We start from the raw sequence: 17,224 nt of genomic DNA, 5'->3' as shown, positions 1-17,224 counted from the left end.
AGGTAGGGCGCTGTCGAAACAGAAAAAGGAATATTGGATGACAACTCTGCATTACACGTCAGGTGGATCGGGCACGGAAATTGCTCAAGCCGGATTCAATCTGGCTGACGTTTCATCCGTTGACCAACTCAATGCGCTGCCGGACGGTATGAAAGGCATGGTCTATCTGAACGAAACCGACGGAGTAACCTCCTCCTTTGTCGACAAGGTCACGCCCTTCATCGGTAATCCAAAGCTGTTCGGATTCTTCCTGGTTGACGAGCCGGATCCCACCGGCCAATGGGGTACCTACGCCTCTGCCGCAAATCTGAAGGCAGAATCCGACTGGATTCATTCCAATGTGCCGGATGCCAAGACCTATATCACGATGATGAGCCTGGGGACGTCGGCGAATCCAGATTTTTCGAACACCTACAATCCCGCCAGTACGGGTATCGATTACTACGGCGTGGATGTCTATCCTGTCCGCACGGATGGCGCGGTCGACTACAACATGATCGACAAATTCGTCGCCGCCGCTCAGGCATCGGGCATCCCGACGAGCCAGATCATTCCAGGCTACCAGACGTTTGGAGGTGGCGACTATAACACCGACATGGGTGGCAAATATGTCGTGCCCACCGCCACCCAGATGGAAACCATGATGGACCACTGGGCCAAGTTGGTTCCGTCACCCGCCTTCGACTACGCATACGCCTGGGGTTCGCAGCGAGGCGACACAGCGTTGGAGAGCTCTTCGGAACTGCAGGCCGTTTTCCGGGAACACAATCTCAACACTGGAGGGACTGCTCCTTCCGAAGCCGCGGCTACTGATCCCAGTTCTACGGCGAGCATCCCTTCCGAAGCCACCACCGGCGATAGCGCCTCGACTGCCACGGCTCCGTCCGAGGCCACCCCCAACGATAGCGCCTCGACTGCCACCGCCCCGTCCGAGGCCACCCCCAGCGATAGCGCCTCGACTGCCACGGCCCCGTCCGAGGCCACCACCGGCGATAGCGCCTCGACTGCCCCTGCCGAGGCCACCACCGGCGATGGCACCCCGACTGCCACGGCCCCGTCCGAGGCTACCCCCAGCGACAGCACCTCGACTGCCACGGCCCCGTCCGGGGCCACCCCCAGCGACAGCACCTCGACTGCCACCGCCCCTTCCGGGGCCATCACCGGCGATAGCAGCTCGACTGCGACTGCCCCTGCCGAGACCACTACCGGCGATAGCAATCATAGCAAGACCGCGCTTTCGCACCTCCTCGCTGGCAATAGCAGTTCGACCGACACCGCCGCCTCCACAAGCGATGGTAGTGATAGCAAGACCGCGCTTTCGCATCTCCTCGCCGGCAATGGCCGTTCGACTGATACCGCCGCTTCCAGCGCCATCACAAGCGATGGCAGTCATGGCAAGACCGCGCTTTCGCCCTTCCTCGCCAGCGACGGCAGTTCGACTGCTACCGCCGCTTCGGGCACCACCACCAGCGATGGCAGTCATGGCAAGACCGCGCTTTCGCACCTCCTCGCCGGCAATGGCAGTTCGACTGATACCACCGCTTCCGGCGCCACCATCAGCGATAGCAGTCATGGCAAGACCGCGCTCTCGCACCTCCTCGCTGGCAATGGCAGTTCGACTGATACCGCCGCTTCCGGCGCCACCACAAGCGATGGCAGTGATAGCAAGACCGCGCTTTCGCACCTCCTTGCCAGCGACGGCAGTTCGACTGACACCACCCACGATAATGCCGGCGACAAGGTAAGCGAGGGCAGCAGCGTTGACCGCATATTGGCTGCGTTGAACCATTCTCTTTCGGCCGGCTCGGAGCTTCTCCCGACCAACGACCCGTCCGACACAACGGCAACCAGCCTGGTTCGCCACGGGTTCGCGCAGACCGTCCAGCCCGATGAAAATGTCGGCGCCCAGGCAAAAAATGGCGCCGCCGAGATCATGTCCGGCCACGGAGGCAACGACGCCTTCGACTTCAGCAAGCTCCAGGACAAGCTCCACCTCGATCAACCCGCTCTTACCGAGCTTAAGTCGGGCGGGCTTTCATTGCATGCTTCCTCTGCTGATACGGCCGCCGATGATGGTTCCCACCACATCATCTTTGACAGTACAACCGGATCGCTCTCTATCGACAGCGATGAAGTCGGCGGCGCAGCTCAAGCGCAGCTCGCTACCCATTTCCCGTGGCAGCATCAGTCTTTGTGATCTGAAAACCCGGAGTGGCGGACCTTCAAATGGAGTCGGGTCCGCCGCTCCGTCTTTGTTCAATTGCGCCACGGAAGCTTGGCCAAGGGAAGATAAGATACCGGCGGACATCGGAGAGATCGAAGTTGGTCGGCATCATCACCAATGCGAATTTCGGATTCGCAACACTAAGCGGTCTCGGCAATTTTCAGCACGGCGTCGATCTCGGCCATCACCGCTGCCGGCAGCGGCCCTCTTTCCAGCGCACCGAGATTGTCCGCGACCTGCTCGGGCCGCGTGAAGCCGGGAACCGGCAAGGCGATTGCCGACTTGGCGAGGATCCAGCCGAGCGCACCCTGCGCAAGCGTGCGTCCGCCCGAGGTGAGCAGGTCGCGGATTGCCGAGAGCCTTGACAGATACTGCGGGTTGGCGGCGCCATCCCTGAAAAACACCATCCAATCGGCATTCCCGCCGCGCACGTCATCGGTGGGCAGCCTCATGGCCGGCGTGTATTTGCCGGTGAGCAGTCCCATTGCCAGCGGCAGCCGGCTGAACGAGACGAGGTGCTCGCGCGCCGCAACGGCCATCAGCTCGTTCGCCGGGGTAAACACATTGAAGTCGTTCTCTACGGCGACGAAACCCTCGCGCGGCGCGTAGGCCGCAAGCCGTTCGCAGTGATCGGTGCTCCAGCCGAAGCCGCCTATCTTGCCCTCCTGGCGCAACAGGCCGAGCGTATCGAACACCTCGCCGGCGCGTTCGATCGGATATTCGTTGATGTGTAGCAGCACGACGTCGATAAAATCGCGCTGCAGGCGCTGCCGCGAATTGTCGATCGATGTCCGGATCGCCGCGGCAGAGGCATCCTCGGGAGCGATCTTGCGCGTTTCGGGATCGCCGAAATAGCCGACCTTGGTGACGATGACGGCTTCGTCCTTACCCTTCAACGCCCGCCCGAGGATTAGTTCGGCATTGCCGGCGCCATAGGCGGCAGCCGTGTCGAACACCCGCGCGCCGATGTCATAGGCCATCGCCAGCGCGGCTTGCGACCTGATATCGTCGACCTCGCCATAGATTGTCGCCGTGTCGCGCCAGCGCGCGGCACCCCCCGCTGCCCAGGTGCCGATCCCGATGCGCGGCACCGATCGGCCATCCCAAAGCTCCATCATCTCCATGCCCGTTTCCTCAACGGCGCAGGCTGGCATGGCGGGCACGCTCGCGGATCTCATCGCGGGAAATGCCAGCATCCACCAGTGTGCTGTCCGGGGCCTGCCTCAAGCTCGCAAGCGTCTGGCGATAGGCAATCCAGCGGGTGAAACGGTATCGAAGTTCATACAACATGGTCGTCTCCTTTGGCGCGCAGAATGCCGGCGCGCCTGGGTTGATCGAAAGCGCAAAGCATCTGCGCGAATCGCATGCTCGATCGAAAAGATGGCGCTCGCTTCTTGGCCAGCCGAGGCGCTTATCCCTGTCCCGTCAGGCAAGATTATCCAACGCCTCCAATTCCTGCATACTTGCGCGCGATGCCCGCTTCGCGCTACAGCCACGGTCGCAAGGAGTTTTTCATTTCTGCAAAATGGATATTGGCTGGGACGATCTGAGGTTGTTTCTCGACGTTGCGCGGCTGGGTGGCTTGAGCGCAGCGACGGGAACCACGCGCCTCAGCGCAGCCACCCTTGGACGACGCGTCACCGCGCTCGAAAAGCAGATTGGCGAACCGCTGTTGCGACGGTCGGAGACGCCGAAGTTGCGGGCCGCACTCTCGGCGCCGGACGCGATGCCGCCGCCGATCGCGAACAGATGCAGCCCGTACCGCGATCCGTAGAGCAGTTCCAGCCCACCAGGATCACGACGATCCCCCAGAAAACCGGATAGGGAATGCCGAGGAAACTGCCGGAAACGGCAGCGATGACGATTTCAGGCACGGTGCCGCCGGAGACGGGACGTAAGATGCGCGTGATGCCAAGCACGATATACTGCGTCGACAGCGTCGCGATGATCGGATGGACGTTGAAGCGGGTGATCGCCAGGCCGTTGATCAACCCGATGAACGCGGCCAGCAGAAAGACCGCCGGGATCAGCACGATCGCCGGCTGGTCCAGCGCCAGCACCGCCGTCGTGAAGCTGATGACCGAGCCGACCGACAGGTCGAGCCCGCCGATCAGCACGACGATGAGCTGTCCGAGCGCCGCGATGATCAGCGGCATCGCCTGGGCAACCAGGTTGAAAAGGTTTTCGGCCGTGGCGAACTGTGTCGTCTCGACGGTCAGCCACAGCGAAATGAGCAAGGCGACCAGCAGCGGCAGGCCCCACAGGCCCTGTCGTGTGTTCCGGCCACTCAGGATGTTGAACAGCGAATGATACATGGAAGCCCCTAATGCTGGCGCGTGGAGCCGCCCATCAGGGCCGCGTCGAGGATCTTGTGTTCCGTCGCCTGCGCCGCCGGCATTTCGGCAACGATGGTGTCGTGGTGGACGACGTAGATGCGGTCGCAGAGCCCAATCAACTCGATCGTCTCGCGCGACAGCACCAGCACCGCGCCGCCCTTGCGGGTGAAGTCGCGCAGCAGGTGGTAGATCTCCGACTTGGCGCCGATGTCGACGCCGCGGGTCGGCTCCTCCACCAGCAGAAGATCGAGATCCGCGGCGAGGTAGCGGCCGAGCAGAACCTTTTGCTGGTTGCCGCCCGATAGGGAGGCGACCGGAGCGGATGGACCTACCGCCTTTATGTTCATGACCTCCATCAAGCGGGCGATAACGCTTCGATAGGATCGCGCCGACGCAAGTTCGGATCGCCTCGAATGCAATCCGATGGCAATGTTGTGGGCGATCGGCAGGGCGAGAAAGAGCCCCTCTTCCTTGCGGTCTTCGGGAACGAAACCGACCTTCAGCTGCTGCAAATGGCGAACGCCTGATGATGTCGAGAGCGGCATCTTGAGCGCTTTGCCGTTGATGGAAATCGTCCCCGCAAAGGGATGGTAGCGGCCGATCAGCGATCTCAGGAAGCGCTGCTGGCCCTGCCCCTCCAGCCCTGCCAAAGCGACGATCTCACCCTTGTGCAAAGTCAGCGACAGCGGCTGCGATGTCTCGGTGATCCTGAGGTTTTCGACGCGCAGGATCTCGTCGCCCTTGTCGCCCGTGCGATCGGGAAAAAGGTCCTGGAGTTCGCGTCCGACCATCATGGCGATGAGTTCGTCGGTGGTGATCTCGGATACCACCCTGGTGCCGACCAGCGCGCCGTCCTTCAGCACCGTGACCGTGTCGCACAGCTCGAAGATCTCCTCCATGCGATGCGAGATGTAGACAACAGCCTTTCCCTTATCGCGCAGCCGGCGGATGTTGCGGTTGAGCACATCGACGTCGGCCGCGTTCAGCGCCGCCGTCGGCTCGTCCAGGATGAGCACGCTGGCGTCCGCCTGGATGCAATGCGCGATCTCGACGAATTGCCGCTCGGCGATCGTCAGGTTGGAGACGAGTTGTGATGGGTCGAGGGTGAGGCCGAGTTCGCCAAGCGCCTTGGCGGTCTGGCTGCTCATCTCGGGATAGTCGATCGAGCCGAACCGGGTCGTCGGCTCCCGGCCGAGAAACATGTTCTCTGCGATCGACAGATTGGGCAGCAGCGAGTGCTCCTGGAAAACGGTCGAAATGCCGGCATCCAGCGCGTCGCGCGGCGACTTCAGATCGAGCTTTTCCCCGTTCATGAAGATTTCGCCGGAATCGGGCTGATGCACGCCCGCCAGGATCTTCATGAGCGTCGATTTCCCGGCGCCGTTCTCCCCCATCAGGGCGTGGACGCTGCCCGCCTTCAGATCGAGGGAAACGGAGTGGAGCGCCTTGCTCCCTCCGAACGCCTTCGAAATGTGGGACATCTCGATAAGATTGGTCACGAAACCCTCGAACGAACCGGATTCGACAGATGGAACGGCCTGCGGGGAATGCTTGTCCACTCCCCGCCAGCCACGGCGCCGTCACTTCTTGCCGTAATATTCCTTGAGCTTGTCCTCCGGCAGTTCGCTCGGCCACCAGACATTGGCCGTCAAATCGTCGCGATAGTATTTGGCAGCCTTGTCCTTGTCCCAGCCGTCGGGGTTGTAGACATAGCGCTTGTAGAGCTGCTGACCCTCAAGCAGCGCAACAGCGGCGCGCACGCCGGCGGCGCCCTGGGCGGGGCTGTATTCGGGAGAGATCGACTTGAATCCGTCCGTGATCCACTGGCCGAAATAGCCATTGTTGCCCTCGCCCGAAATCGGTGGAATGGGCGTGCCGAACTGCTTGAAGACGTCGACGCAGGCGCGTGTCATGTCGGCGCCGGACGACCAGATGCCGTCGACCTGCGGATTGTTCAGATAGAGTGTCTCGCACAGCTTCTTGGCCTTGTCGTACTGCCAGTCGCCATGCTCCTCGGCGGTGATCTGCACATGCGTGCCCTTGAGCGATTCCAAGAGGCCGTCGTAGCGGTTAGTGTCTTCCGGATGGCCGGCCAGGCCACGCAGGACCCAGATCTTGCCGTTGTCGCCGACGGTCTTCACCAGCCAGTCGCCCATCACCTTGCCGAAATGTTCGGCGCCGCCCTGGATTTCGGTGGTGTAGGCATCGGAATCGATGCGGCCGGTATGAAGAATGACGGGGATGCCGGCGGCGACCGCCTTGGCGATGCTGGCGTTGGCCGATGTGCTGGTCACCGGCTGAACGATGATCGCGTCGACATGTTGCGCGATCAGATCCTCGATATCGGCCACCTGCTTCTTCTGGTCGAAGCCGGCATCGAGCAGGATGAACTTCGAGATGCGCTTGTCCTTTGCTGCGGCATTTTCCGCCTCGTGCGCCACCTGCACGGTCCAGGTGTTTGCGTTGACGCCGAAGTCGCTCATTCCGATGACCCAGGGCGGGTCCTTCTTGAACGCACCGGCCGCGGTCATGCGCGTGTCGTCGGGGCGCGGCGCGACGCCGTCCATCAGCTTGACATCTTCCGCATGCGCCAGGGATGTTACGGCAAGCGCTGATACAACGAGCACTCCCAGACTGACGGTTTTCAGCAATCCTAACATTGAATTCTCCTCCTTGTGGTTGCCCCGGCCGTACGAATGCGTACGGCCGCGAGACGCTCTCCCAATGCACGCTCGTCGTCGCAAACCGACCGATGCACGCAATTCTCCCGCCCCCGAACACATGCGTGTCGAGGTCCAACCTGGGCTGGACGATGATGACGGTTGAGAACTCCTCCGGGCACTTTAGAAGCACAGCGGATTCGGCCTGTCAATAGTTAGTCATGTTGAATGACTATTCCCTTGCTTGCCTTTCACCGCTCCTCTATCCATCATGAATGGCGCTCGCCGGCTTCGGCGCGCTGTCAGTCCCGGCGGGAAAAACATGCGATCAGTATTGTGCTACGGCGACTCCAACACGCACGGCCAGATCCCCGGCAGGGGGCCGCTCGAGCGCTATGGTCCCGATGAGCGTTGGCCGGGGATACTGCGTGCACAGCTGGGGGCCGATTGGTATGTCATCGAGGAAGGATTGAGCGGTCGCACCACCGTCCATGACGATCCGATCGAGGGAGCACACAAGAACGGCCGAACCTATCTTCGCCCTTGCCTGCAGAGCCATGCGACGCTCGACCTCGTCATTCATCATGCTCGGCACTAACGACCTGAAGATCCGCTTCAACAAGCCGCCGTCGGAAGTGGCGATGGGAATCGGCTGCCTCGTTTACGACATCAAGGAGCTGGCGCCAGGTCCGGGCGGCACCACGCCCGAAATCATGATCGTGGCGCCGCCGCCGATGCAGGACGACGTCAAGGAATGGAAGTCCATCTTCGCCGGCGCGCCGGAGAAATCGCGCCTGCTGGCGCTCGAGTTCGAGGTTCTGGCGGACTCGCTCGAACTGCACTTTTTCGATGCCGGCTCGGTGGTATCCTGCAGCGAAGCGGACGGGTTTCACATCGATGCCGAAGCCCACAGATTGCTGGGCACGGAGCCGGCCCGCGCGGTCGACGCCATCGGCTGGAGCCGCTCGACATGAGCAACCAAACCGCTGCCAGGCAACGCGCTCTTACCGACGGGGAGACCCTTGCCTGACATGAGATTCGCACCACCCAATCCCTTGCGCATCGCGGATCGTGCGAGCGGGCTGAATGCGTTGAGCGTCCGCAGCTACAATGAGCGGCTGGTGCTATCGTTGCTGCTTCAGAACGAAGGCATTTCGCGGATGGAAATCGGCGAGAAGACCGGCCTGTCGGCGCAGACGGCCTCGGTCATCGTCCGCTCGCTCGTGCAGGAAGGCCTGGTCTCGCAGGGCGAGGCGCAGCGCGGCCGCGTCGGGCCGCCCACCGTCCCGCTTTCGCTCAATCCGGAGGGCGCCTATGCGGTCGGCGTCGGCTTCAGCCGGCGCAGGATCGACATCGCGCTCATCGACTTCATCGGCACCGTGCGCTTCCACAAGCAGCTGCCGGCGGATGAAGCCAATCCCTTTCCGCAAAGCAGCGATTTGCTGGGAGCGATCGGGCAGGCCATGACGAGCCTGCCGATCGAGGCGCGCGGCCGGGTCGCCGGCATCGGGCTGGCTGTTCCCGACGAAGTCGACGCCATGGCTGCAATCCGCAACGGATCGAGCACCTCCTTGAAGGCTCTGCAAGGCGAGATCGAAGAGCAGAGCAAGCTGCCGGTTTTCGTGCAGAACGACATCACCGCGGCAGCCGGCGGCGAGAGCATGTTCGGCGTCGCAAAGCCGCTGAACGACTATTTGTTCTTCTATCTCGGCGCGAGACTACAAAGCAGGCTTATCCTCAATCACCAGATCTACAAGGGAAACTCCAGCGCAAGCTTCGATCATGGCCTTGTGCGCCTGGAGAGCGAACTGACCGAGCGCGGGCGCCCGTCCCAAATCATCTGGAGCAGCAACCCGGAGTGGCCTGATCTCGGAGAGGCCTACAGCGAATGGCTGGGGGAATGCTCCAATCGCCTGAAAGCGTCGATTTCGGCGCTGACCCAGTTTGTTGAGTTCAGGACGGTCGTCCTGTCCAGCTATGCGCCGCGGAAAATCGCCAAGGCGTTGTGCGCCGACATCAACCGCGAATTCGTCACCATCGAAGCGTTGCCGGCGCGGGTCACCATCAGCCCGAAGGCCGTGGGAGCGGCGAGCCTGCCGTTCAGCTCGCGCTTCATGATCCAGTGATTGTGCCCGAACCGCTCTGTCTAGCCGACCCAGGCGTTCGCCTCGCTTCTGCTAAAACAGCCTCACATTACCACTTAGGTTGTCCTCAAGGGCCGTTCGGAATTCCCGCTCGAATACCCCGGCATGGAGCGAGCGGGCGTTCGATGAGACCAAACCGGCCTTTGGTTGGCCCATGAGCGCCGCGGCTGCACCGGAGACGTCGTTGGAGTTCCGTCAAGCGATGGCGGCCCTTCCGGCATCTGTTTTCGTCGTGACGACGGCGGGTCGCGCTGGAAGGGCCGGCATGACAGCGACGGCCGTTTGCGGATCGGCCGTAGGTCGGCCATGAAATAGAAGGCGGGATGTCTCCCGCCCCCTTTTTTATTACTTCGCGATGCAGGTGGCGACCGTCTCCGGCGTGCAGACGTCGAGGCCGGTGTAGGTCGGATCGGTCGGAGCAGGCTTGCCGTCCTTCATGTCCTTGAGCGCAAACATCGTCTTGTAGCCCATTTCGAACGGACGCTGACCGACCTGGCCGAGGGAGTATCCTTCCTTCATCTGGTCAATCTGCGTGGGCAAGGTATCGGCAACGACAAGGGCCAGTTCCTTCTTGGCGATCTTGTCCTTGTAGGGATCGACCGCAGCACGGTTCGCGTCCGGGACAAATTGCGGGAAGCCGCCGGTCGGCACGAATGCGTCAAGGTTCGGCATCTTCGCCATGTAGTCCTGGAACTGCTGTACCGAAAGCGGAAAGTCGTCGTTTGTATAGAGCGGGCAGCCTGGCGCCTCGGTCCAGCCGTTCTGACCGGTCAAGGGATCGCCGGGCGAAGCGGCTGACTTGGTCCCGGAGAGCGTGTCGCGGATGCCCTGCATGCGCTCGTTATGGTTTGCTGCAGCTGCGCCACCCGACTGGATGCAGATGGTGCCGCCTTTCGGCTTGATCGTCTGCACGATCTTGGCGAGGTTCACGCCAATCTCGTAGTTGTGCGTTCCGACATAGGCGGCGCGCAGGTCCTTGTTCTCGGGCAGCACGTCCGCGTCCCAGGTCAGAACAGGAATACCAGCTTCCTTCGCGGCTTGCAGAGCGACGGCCATGGCTGCCGCGTTCGCCGGTGCAACGGCGATGCCATCGACCTTCTTGGCAACCAGATCCTGCACGATCTGAACCTGTTCCTCACCGCCACCGTGCTCGCCGGGTCCGATGTACATGCACTCGAATGCGCCGTTGGACTCGGCCTCTGCCTTCTTGCAGCCATCACGAGCCTGGTCGAAATATGGGTTGTTCATGTTCTTCGGCACCAGCGCGAATACGAGTTTCTGCTGGGCGTAGGCCTGCCCCGCCGTCAGGGCGGACGCGGCAACCGCCGCCGCCAAAAGATATTTCTTCATCGATGTTCCTCCGTTTGTTGTGTTCACCTCAGGATATTCCACCGGCATAAGCCGGCAGAGCTCTAGCCACGCTTGATGGTGAAGAAGGACTTCAGCGATTTGCCGGAAGTACCCAGACCCAGAAGCACAGCGAGAATTATGAAGATGCCGACAAAGGCACCCTGCCAGTTGGAATCGATGCCTGCCATCAATAGGGCGTTGCGGATGACCTCGAGGAAGGCCGACCCGATGACCGCGCCGAAGGCTGTGCCGTAGCCCCCCATCAGGTTTGCGCCGCCGATAACTGTGCCGGCGATGACGCGCAATTCATACCCGGTGCCGACGGCGTTGATCGCCGAACCGCTATAGCCAAGCAGCAGCAGGGATGCGATCGAGGCGCAGAAGGACGAGAAAACATACGCCTGGAACTTGATCCGATCGACGGGCACGCCCGTCATGCGTGCCGCATTCTCGTTACCGCCGATCGCGAACAGATGGCGGGCCCACGCGGTGAAGATGAATACCCAGCCGAGGGCTAGCGCCATGATCACCATCACCCAGAAATGGGACGAGAACTGCGGTATCCAGTAAGGAGCCCATCCCTCCAGCGAGTGCACCGGCCACTTCGCTTGGCCGATCGCTTTCACGATCGGCGCGTCAGGTCCGAATTGGTAGAGCATCTGGTTGCCTGACAGCACCACGGCAAGGGAACGAGCGATCGACAACATGCCGAGTGTGACCACGAAGGGCGGCATGCCGATATAGGCGACGAAAAAGCCGTTGAACGCGCCGCAGGCAACTCCAGCGAGAAGGCCGGAGGCGAACGCCACGTACCAAGGATAATGCCAGGTCAGTAGAAGACCGGCCACGATGGCCACGAGGCCCATGACTGACCCAACGGAAAGATCGATCCCGCCCGTAATCAACACCACGGTCATGCCCAGGCCCATGATGGCGATCAGCGCGAAATTCCGGGTGATGTTGGTTGCGTTTTCGGCTGTGCCGAAGCTCGGTTCCAACACTGCCATAAACGCGACAAGGACGAAGAGCGCGACCGAGACCCAGAAGGCCTGGCTACTTCTCAACTTCTGAAGCGCAGTTTGTTCCATGATGCCGACGACGTCGGCAATCGAGGCGTGGCTTTCCTGGATCGCTTCGGGTTGACTAGGCTGCACGGATCGCTCCCGTGATTAGTCCGGTGATTTCTTCCGGAGATGTCTGAAGGGTGGGTTTGTCGGCAACCTTCGTTCCGCGCCGTAGAACGACGATGCGATCGCACACGGCAAAAACGTCTGGCATGCGGTGGCTAATCAGGATCACCGCGACACCGCGCGCTTTCATGCGCCGGATCAATTCCAGGACCTCAGCAACTTGGCGCACGGAAATCGCAGCGGTCGGTTCGTCCATAATGACGAGTCTGGCGTTGGACAAACGGGTCCGTGAAATCGCAATTGCCTGGCGCTGACCGCCCGACATTTTTTTTACGAGATCGCGTGGCCGCGTTTCTGACTTCAGTTCGCTGAACAGCTCCGCGGAGCGATCGATCATCGCCTGCTTATCGAGTATTCGGAAAGGCCAGATGCCCTTTTTGAGTTCTCGGCCTAGAAACACGTTCTGCGCGGCGGTTAGATTGTCCGCCAGCGCGAGATCCTGATACACGACCTCGATCCCCTCGGCGCGAGCATCGAGCGGCTTATGGAAGTGGCAGGCCTTGCCGCCGACTCTGATCTGCCCTTCGGTCGGGGGAAAATTTCCCGAAATCAGTTTGACCATTGTCGACTTGCCGGCGCCGTTGTCCCCCATCAGGCCGGCCACTTCACCGGGTTCGATCGAAAAGCTGACGTCGGACAGCGCGCGGATTGCTCCGAAGCTTTTGCCGACGCCCTGCACTTCAAGCAAAGACACGTGGTTCATCCTCCCGTGGACCGGCGGCTCTTGGAGTCTCGCCTCGCCTCATTTTGCAACGGAAATTGCATATGAAGTTCTTGTGCAACAATGCTTATTGCAGAGTTTTATAATTTGCAACAACTATTTTGATGTCAATTATAACTGTTTTTAATGATATGTTTTTGCGCGACTTCATGCGGAATCGCTTTCAAGCGATTGCCCAATTGCGGCATCTGCTTTGTTGCAACGGCACCGGACTGACAGACCTTGGGTAGCGGCTTCCGGTGGTTGCTTAGCGGCTGCGATGCTATCAATGGCCGTTCAGCTCTTTGCCGTTGACCACGAGCATCGGGTCGATCCTGCTCTCGAAGAAATCGAGCACATTGCGCACAGCTGACACGGCCATCCGTTCACCGCATTCGGCGGTGAGGCCGGCAATATGCGGCGACAGGATCACCTGATCGCAGGACAGAAGCGGATTGTCGGCGGCGGGGGGTTCCTCGTCGAACACGTCGAGGCCAGCGGCCGCCACCTTGCCAGACGCAAGGGCTGCAAGAAGTGCCTTTTCGTCTACGACGCCGCCGCGCGCGGTGTTCACGAGCCAGGCTCCCGGCTTCAGAAGGGCGAACTCGCGCTCGCCGATCACAGGAGCATCGCCCTTGGGAGCATGGACGGAAATCGCATCCGCCCATTGAAGGGCCGACGCCAGATCGGAGACGGCTTTAGCAGGGCCTTCCGGCCATCCGATTTTTTCGAGATACGGATCGTAGGCGGCGACTTCCATGGAAAAGGCAGCCGCCATCTTCGCGAGATGCCGGCCGATGCGGCCGTAGCCAAGAATCAGCAGGCGCTTGCCGGCCAGTTCCGAAGCTTCCAGCCGGTTGCGCCAATTCCACACACCCTCGCGAACTGACCGGTCGCCGCGCACAGCATGCTTGGCGCAGGCAAGGAGCATCATCATCGCGTGCTCGGCGACAGATATGGAATTGACGTCTCCGACGACGGCGAGCGTGATCCCACGCTTGTTGAGGGACGGCAAATCGACAGAGTCGTAGCCGACACCGTGGCGGGACACGATCCGGAGCCTGTGCCCCATCTCAACGGTCGCCGCCGAGAGAGGCTGTGTGCGGATCACCAGCCCGTCGGCCTTGTCGATCAGCGGGGCATAACTTGGCTCGGAGACTTCCTCCACGTAATCGTAGGTGATGCCGGCGGCCTGTTCGAGCAAGGAAATTCCAGCCGGATGGAGTTTCCCGGCAACTAGAACATGCGGCATCAGTACCCTCCCTTGGAACCGGCGCTGACGCTTGATCCGCCCGTGAGTTCCCTGAACTTTTTGACGTTCGCTTCCGCCGCACCGGCCAGCATGCGCACGTCGTTGGAGACGGTGGTCATGTTGTAGCCCCACCCGATCGCACGCGCCGCGTAAGCCGGAGTTCCACAGTGCAATCCCGCGGCTATGCCGGCTTTTTTGCAGGCCGCCACGATATGCTGGATGGCCTCGATCATCTCCGGTTCTTCGCGGTCGAAGGCAGGCGGCAAGCGGCCCTGGGTCATGCCGAGGGTCAGGTCGGCCGGACCAACGTAGATCCCGTCCAGTCCAGGGGTCGAAGCGATCGCGTCGAGATTGTCCATCGCCTCGGCCGTCTCAACCATGGCAAAGGCAAGTATCTCGCCATTGGATTCAGAAGCGTAATTGGCACCGGCCGCGAAATTCACACGTGTCGGACCAAAGCTTCGGCTGCCGAGTGGCGGATAGCGCACGTAGCTGACAAACTCGGCCGCCTGTTCGGCGGTATTCACCATCGGACAGATGACGCCGTAAGCACCTGCGTCGAGCACTTTCATGATGATGCCTGGCTCCAGCCAAGGCACCCTGACGAGCGGCACCGTAGCGGAGGCACGCATCGCCTGGAGCATTAGCAGCAGGCCGCTGTAATCGAGCGCTCCATGTTGGAGGTCGACGCCGATGCAGTCGTAACCTTGCGCCGCCATGATCTCGGCGGTGAAACTGTTGCCGATCGAAAGCCAGCCATTGATGGTGGGCTTCCCATCGGCCCAAAGCTGCTTGAGCCTGTTCTTGATCATGAAAAACGCTCCTTAGAATACGATATGAGCCAGCTTGGTATCGAGATAGTCCCGGATACCTTCCGCGCCGCCTTCCCGGCCCATGCCGGAATGGTTGGTCCCGCCGAACGGCGCCTCGGAAGCCGCTAGCGCAAAGCTGTTGATGCCGACCATTCCGGCCTTGAGCGTCGCGACAACTCTGCGGGCGCGCCCCGCATCCCGGGTGAAGGCATAGGCAGAAAGCCCCATCTTCGAGGCGTTTGCCCGACCCAGGACCTCCTCTTCGGACGAGAAACGGGTGATGGCCGCGATCGGACCAAAATTCTCCTCGGCAAACACGGTCATGTCGTCAGCAACATCGGTAAGGACCGTCGGCTCAAAGAAATGACCGGCGTTGAACGCCGGCGAGCGGCGGCCGCCTGCGGCAATCCTGGCACCGGCCTTTTCCGCGTCGGTAACGATTTGTTCGATTTCGTCGGTCCTCCTGGCATTGATCAAGGGGCCCATCTGCACCGTCGGATCGAGACCATCACCCAGCTTCAGGGCCTTCGCCCGCGTGACGAACCCGTCGACGAAAGCATCATGGACCTTTTCGTGGATGAAAAAGCGGTCTGGCGTGACGCAAACCTGCCCGGCATTGGCGAACTTCGTGGGCACGGACACGTTGAGCGCGCTTTCGATATCCGCGTCGTCGAAGACGATGAGAGGCGCGTTACCGCCAAGCTCCATCGACACCTTCTTCACCGTATCGGCTGCGTCGCGCAGCATTTGCTGCCCGACCCGTGTAGACCCGGTCAGCGAAACCTTGCGCACAAGCGCCGACGCCATCAGCGGCACGTAGGTTGTGGCCGTGGACCCGACGAGAAGACCGACCGTGCCTGGGGGGAGCCTGCCCGCACGCAGGCAGTCGATCATCACCATCGCGACCCCTGGCGTCTGGCTCGAAGGCCGAAGGATGGCCGAACAACCGGCGGCAAGCGCCGGGGCGACCTTGCGGGCGACGAGCGCGGCCGGAAAATTCCATGCCGTAAAGGCCGCCACGACGCCGATCGGCTCATGCAGCACTTCGAAGCGACCTCCGGGGACACGGCTCTCGATGATACGGCCATAAACACGCCGAGCCTCCTCGGCGTACCACCGGAACTGATCCGTCGCCAGAACCCACTCGCGTTCGGATTGGGCAATGGGCTTGCCCGTCTCCAGCGTAATCATGCGGGCGGCTTCGTCCTTGCGCCGGCCCATTTCGTCGGCGATAGCGTGAAGCGCGTCGGCGCGCTCGAACGCGCTCTTTGCTCGCCAGGCAGAAAGGCCACGTTCGGCGGCCGCCAAGGCAGATTGTGTATCGTCCAGCGTCGCGGTTGGAGTGTCGCCCAGTGAGCGTTCGGTGACGGGACTGGCTACGGTCGCCGTGCTTCGGTCGGAAGCGGCGCGCCATTCACCGTCGATGAAAAGTCCGTATTTGTCATACATTGCCGTCACCGATCTCGCTGGTGCTGACCACCCGACGCTCTGCGACAGATTTGATCGCTGCTTCGGCGAGGACCAGCGCAAGGCGTCCGTCCTCGAATACGACCGACGGCTGGCGTCCATTTTCGATGGCGTCGACGAAGTCGTCGATTTCAGCGTTGAACGCTTCCCTGTATCGCTCGATAAAGAAGTGAAGGTATGGCTGCGCCCGATCGCTCAGCCCATCGGCATAGATACGGGCCTCATGCGCGCGTCGGTTCTCGGAAATCGCCATGCCGGCCGATCCGAAAGCCTCGACGCGCTGATCGTATCCATAGACCGCGCGTCGTGAGTTGTTGATGATGCACTGCTTGCCGCTGGCGGTGCGCAAAACCACGGTCACCGTATCCCAGTCATTCGTCTCGGCCATCAGGTCCGGGTCGACCAGCCGGCTGCCGGTCGCAAAGACCTCAACGGGCTCTTCACCGAGCATGAAGCGAGCCATGTCAAAATCGTGGATTGTCATGTCGCGAAATATGCCGCCGGACACGCGTATGTAGGCAGCTGGCGCCATGCCAGGATCCCGCGACGTGATGATCACCTGGTGGCGCTCGCCGAGCTCGCCACTCTGGAGAGCCGCCCGCACCGCAGCATGCCCGGGATCGAAGCGGCGGACGAAGCCAATCATGATGGGCAGCTTGCTTCCACGGATGTTCGCGGCACAGCGATCGACACGCATCAGGTCAAGGTCGATGGGCTTCTCGCACAACACTGGCTTTCCGGCCGCCACTGCCCGCTCAATGTAGTCGACATGGGTATCGGTGGCCGTCGCGATCAACACGGCGTCCACATCGTCCGTGTCAAACATGGCGTCGGCCGAGTCCAACGCGGGAAGGCCGAGCATGGCTGACACTTCGTCGGCGGCGGCGCGATTGACGTCATACACCGCCGCCAGTTTCGTTCGTGGGTGTGCAGCGATATTGGCCGCATGCATGCGCCCGATGCGCCCGCAACCGAGCACGCCAATTCTCAGCATTGCATTCCTCCGCAACAATATTTTTGCAATGATCGTTGCAAAGAGGTTGATTTGTCAATGGCTATTTCGTAATAGTCTGCACAACGGAAATTCGC

Annotated in this window: 16 protein-coding genes and 1 pseudogene; 5 read left to right on the top strand and 12 right to left on the bottom strand. The window is 61.4% G+C overall.

All coding sequences use genetic code 11. The features are described 5' to 3' along the window. Window positions 1–37: 37 nt before the first annotated feature. Window positions 38–2,197, top strand: a complete 2,160-nt coding sequence (locus NKH05_RS13825) for a hypothetical protein (RefSeq protein ID WP_353025571.1) — start codon at window positions 38–40, stop codon at window positions 2,195–2,197. Window positions 2,198–2,364: 167 nt separating this feature from the next. On the opposite strand, the gene NKH05_RS13820 is transcribed toward NKH05_RS13825, so the two are convergent. Both NKH05_RS13820 and NKH05_RS13815 read right to left on the bottom strand, forming a co-directional pair. Further along, entirely contained in the window at window positions 2,365–3,348 is a 984-nt protein-coding gene (locus tag NKH05_RS13820; protein ID WP_352855592.1) for an aldo/keto reductase, read from the bottom strand. A gap of 10 nt (window positions 3,349–3,358) precedes the next feature. After that, the gene (locus tag NKH05_RS13815; protein ID WP_352494508.1) at window positions 3,359–3,514 is read right to left on the bottom strand and encodes a YjiS-like domain-containing protein; all 156 of its coding nucleotides are present in this window, start codon (window positions 3,512–3,514) and stop codon (window positions 3,359–3,361) included. Between NKH05_RS13815 and NKH05_RS13810 the strand changes: the two are divergent. Continuing rightward, a pseudogene (locus tag NKH05_RS13810) lies at window positions 3,513–3,854 on the top strand (hypothetical protein); the annotation flags it as partial. The gene NKH05_RS13815 and the pseudogene NKH05_RS13810 overlap by 2 nt on opposite strands. 7 nt (window positions 3,855–3,861) lie before the next feature. On the opposite strand, the gene NKH05_RS13805 reads toward NKH05_RS13810, so the two are convergent. The 3 genes from NKH05_RS13805 to NKH05_RS13795 form a co-directional block, all read right to left on the bottom strand. Then, window positions 3,862–4,539 carry an ABC transporter permease gene (locus NKH05_RS13805; protein WP_353025570.1) on the bottom strand — a complete coding sequence of 226 codons (678 nt, stop codon included), beginning with the start codon at window positions 4,537–4,539 and terminating at the stop codon, window positions 3,862–3,864. Between the two features lie 8 nt (window positions 4,540–4,547). Next, window positions 4,548–6,059 (bottom strand): sugar ABC transporter ATP-binding protein, encoded by a 1,512-nt coding sequence (locus NKH05_RS13800; RefSeq protein WP_352494510.1) that lies wholly within the window; start codon window positions 6,057–6,059, stop codon window positions 4,548–4,550. Between the two features lie 81 nt (window positions 6,060–6,140). After that, window positions 6,141–7,220 carry a substrate-binding domain-containing protein gene (locus tag NKH05_RS13795; protein WP_353025568.1) on the bottom strand — a complete coding sequence of 360 codons (1,080 nt, stop codon included), beginning with the start codon at window positions 7,218–7,220 and terminating at the stop codon, window positions 6,141–6,143. A gap of 322 nt (window positions 7,221–7,542) precedes the next feature. Between NKH05_RS13795 and NKH05_RS13790 the strand changes: the two genes are divergently transcribed. The 3 genes from NKH05_RS13790 to NKH05_RS13780 are packed head-to-tail and all read left to right on the top strand — an operon-like array spanning window position 7,543 to window position 9,346. After that, complete coding sequence (locus NKH05_RS13790; RefSeq protein ID WP_352855596.1) at window positions 7,543–7,818, top strand: SGNH/GDSL hydrolase family protein; 276 nt, start codon at window positions 7,543–7,545, stop codon at window positions 7,816–7,818. Beyond that, window positions 7,778–8,194 carry an SGNH/GDSL hydrolase family protein gene (locus NKH05_RS13785; protein ID WP_352855598.1) on the top strand — a complete coding sequence of 139 codons (417 nt, stop codon included), beginning with the start codon at window positions 7,778–7,780 and terminating at the stop codon, window positions 8,192–8,194. The genes NKH05_RS13790 and NKH05_RS13785 overlap by 41 nt, the downstream gene beginning before the upstream one ends. Window positions 8,195–8,251: 57 nt before the next feature. Beyond that, window positions 8,252–9,346: an ROK family transcriptional regulator gene (locus tag NKH05_RS13780; protein ID WP_352855600.1), complete on the top strand. Its 1,095-nt coding sequence runs from the start codon at window positions 8,252–8,254 to the stop codon at window positions 9,344–9,346. Between the two features lie 363 nt (window positions 9,347–9,709). On the opposite strand, the gene NKH05_RS13770 is transcribed toward NKH05_RS13780, so the two are convergent. From NKH05_RS13770 to iolG, 7 genes are all read right to left on the bottom strand, one after another. Then, entirely contained in the window at window positions 9,710–10,714 is a 1,005-nt protein-coding gene (locus tag NKH05_RS13770) for a substrate-binding domain-containing protein (RefSeq protein ID WP_352494514.1), read from the bottom strand. A gap of 62 nt (window positions 10,715–10,776) precedes the next feature. Beyond that, window positions 10,777–11,802: an ABC transporter permease gene (locus NKH05_RS13765; RefSeq protein ID WP_352855681.1), complete on the bottom strand. Its 1,026-nt coding sequence runs from the start codon at window positions 11,800–11,802 to the stop codon at window positions 10,777–10,779. Window positions 11,803–11,857: 55 nt separating this feature from the next. Next, entirely contained in the window at window positions 11,858–12,607 is a 750-nt protein-coding gene (locus NKH05_RS13760; protein WP_023718614.1) for an ATP-binding cassette domain-containing protein, read from the bottom strand. A 283-nt stretch (window positions 12,608–12,890) separates the two neighbouring features. After that, window positions 12,891–13,856 (bottom strand): hydroxyacid dehydrogenase, encoded by a 966-nt coding sequence (locus NKH05_RS13755; RefSeq protein WP_031193884.1) that lies wholly within the window; start codon window positions 13,854–13,856, stop codon window positions 12,891–12,893. Beyond that, window positions 13,856–14,668: an HpcH/HpaI aldolase family protein gene (locus NKH05_RS13750; protein WP_023718616.1), complete on the bottom strand. Its 813-nt coding sequence runs from the start codon at window positions 14,666–14,668 to the stop codon at window positions 13,856–13,858. The genes NKH05_RS13755 and NKH05_RS13750 overlap by 1 nt, the downstream gene beginning before the upstream one ends. Window positions 14,669–14,680: 12 nt before the next feature. Next, a complete protein-coding gene (locus tag NKH05_RS13745; RefSeq protein ID WP_023718617.1) occupies window positions 14,681–16,117 on the bottom strand; it encodes an NAD-dependent succinate-semialdehyde dehydrogenase in 1,437 nt (478 codons plus the stop codon). After that, window positions 16,110–17,129: an inositol 2-dehydrogenase gene (iolG, locus tag NKH05_RS13740; protein WP_023718618.1), complete on the bottom strand. Its 1,020-nt coding sequence runs from the start codon at window positions 17,127–17,129 to the stop codon at window positions 16,110–16,112. The genes NKH05_RS13745 and iolG overlap by 8 nt, the downstream gene beginning before the upstream one ends. Window positions 17,130–17,224: the final 95 nt, after the last annotated feature.

It is taken from the genome of Mesorhizobium sp. M1399 (genome assembly GCF_040317735.1).
Taxonomy (GTDB): domain Bacteria; phylum Pseudomonadota; class Alphaproteobacteria; order Rhizobiales; family Rhizobiaceae; genus Mesorhizobium.
This window is presented reverse-complemented; position numbering and strand designations above follow the sequence as displayed.

Coding starts and splice junctions, on each gene's coding strand:
- NKH05_RS13825 (WP_353025571.1), top strand. CDS start 38: ATGACAACTCTGCATTACACGTCAGGTGGATCGGGCACGGAAATTGCT.
- NKH05_RS13820 (WP_352855592.1), bottom strand. CDS start 3,348: ATGGAGATGATGGAGCTTTGGGATGGCCGATCGGTGCCGCGCATCGGG.
- NKH05_RS13815 (WP_352494508.1), bottom strand. CDS start 3,514: ATGTTGTATGAACTTCGATACCGTTTCACCCGCTGGATTGCCTATCGC.
- NKH05_RS13805 (WP_353025570.1), bottom strand. CDS start 4,539: ATGTATCATTCGCTGTTCAACATCCTGAGTGGCCGGAACACACGACAG.
- NKH05_RS13795 (WP_353025568.1), bottom strand. CDS start 7,220: ATGTTAGGATTGCTGAAAACCGTCAGTCTGGGAGTGCTCGTTGTATCA.
- NKH05_RS13790 (WP_352855596.1), top strand. CDS start 7,543: ATGCGATCAGTATTGTGCTACGGCGACTCCAACACGCACGGCCAGATC.
- NKH05_RS13785 (WP_352855598.1), top strand. CDS start 7,778: ATGCGACGCTCGACCTCGTCATTCATCATGCTCGGCACTAACGACCTG.
- NKH05_RS13780 (WP_352855600.1), top strand. CDS start 8,252: ATGAGATTCGCACCACCCAATCCCTTGCGCATCGCGGATCGTGCGAGC.
- NKH05_RS13770 (WP_352494514.1), bottom strand. CDS start 10,714: ATGAAGAAATATCTTTTGGCGGCGGCGGTTGCCGCGTCCGCCCTGACG.
- NKH05_RS13765 (WP_352855681.1), bottom strand. CDS start 11,802: ATGGAACAAACTGCGCTTCAGAAGTTGAGAAGTAGCCAGGCCTTCTGG.
- NKH05_RS13760 (WP_023718614.1), bottom strand. CDS start 12,607: ATGAACCACGTGTCTTTGCTTGAAGTGCAGGGCGTCGGCAAAAGCTTC.
- NKH05_RS13755 (WP_031193884.1), bottom strand. CDS start 13,856: ATGCCGCATGTTCTAGTTGCCGGGAAACTCCATCCGGCTGGAATTTCC.
- NKH05_RS13750 (WP_023718616.1), bottom strand. CDS start 14,668: ATGATCAAGAACAGGCTCAAGCAGCTTTGGGCCGATGGGAAGCCCACC.
- NKH05_RS13745 (WP_023718617.1), bottom strand. CDS start 16,117: ATGTATGACAAATACGGACTTTTCATCGACGGTGAATGGCGCGCCGCT.
- iolG (WP_023718618.1), bottom strand. CDS start 17,129: ATGCTGAGAATTGGCGTGCTCGGTTGCGGGCGCATCGGGCGCATGCAT.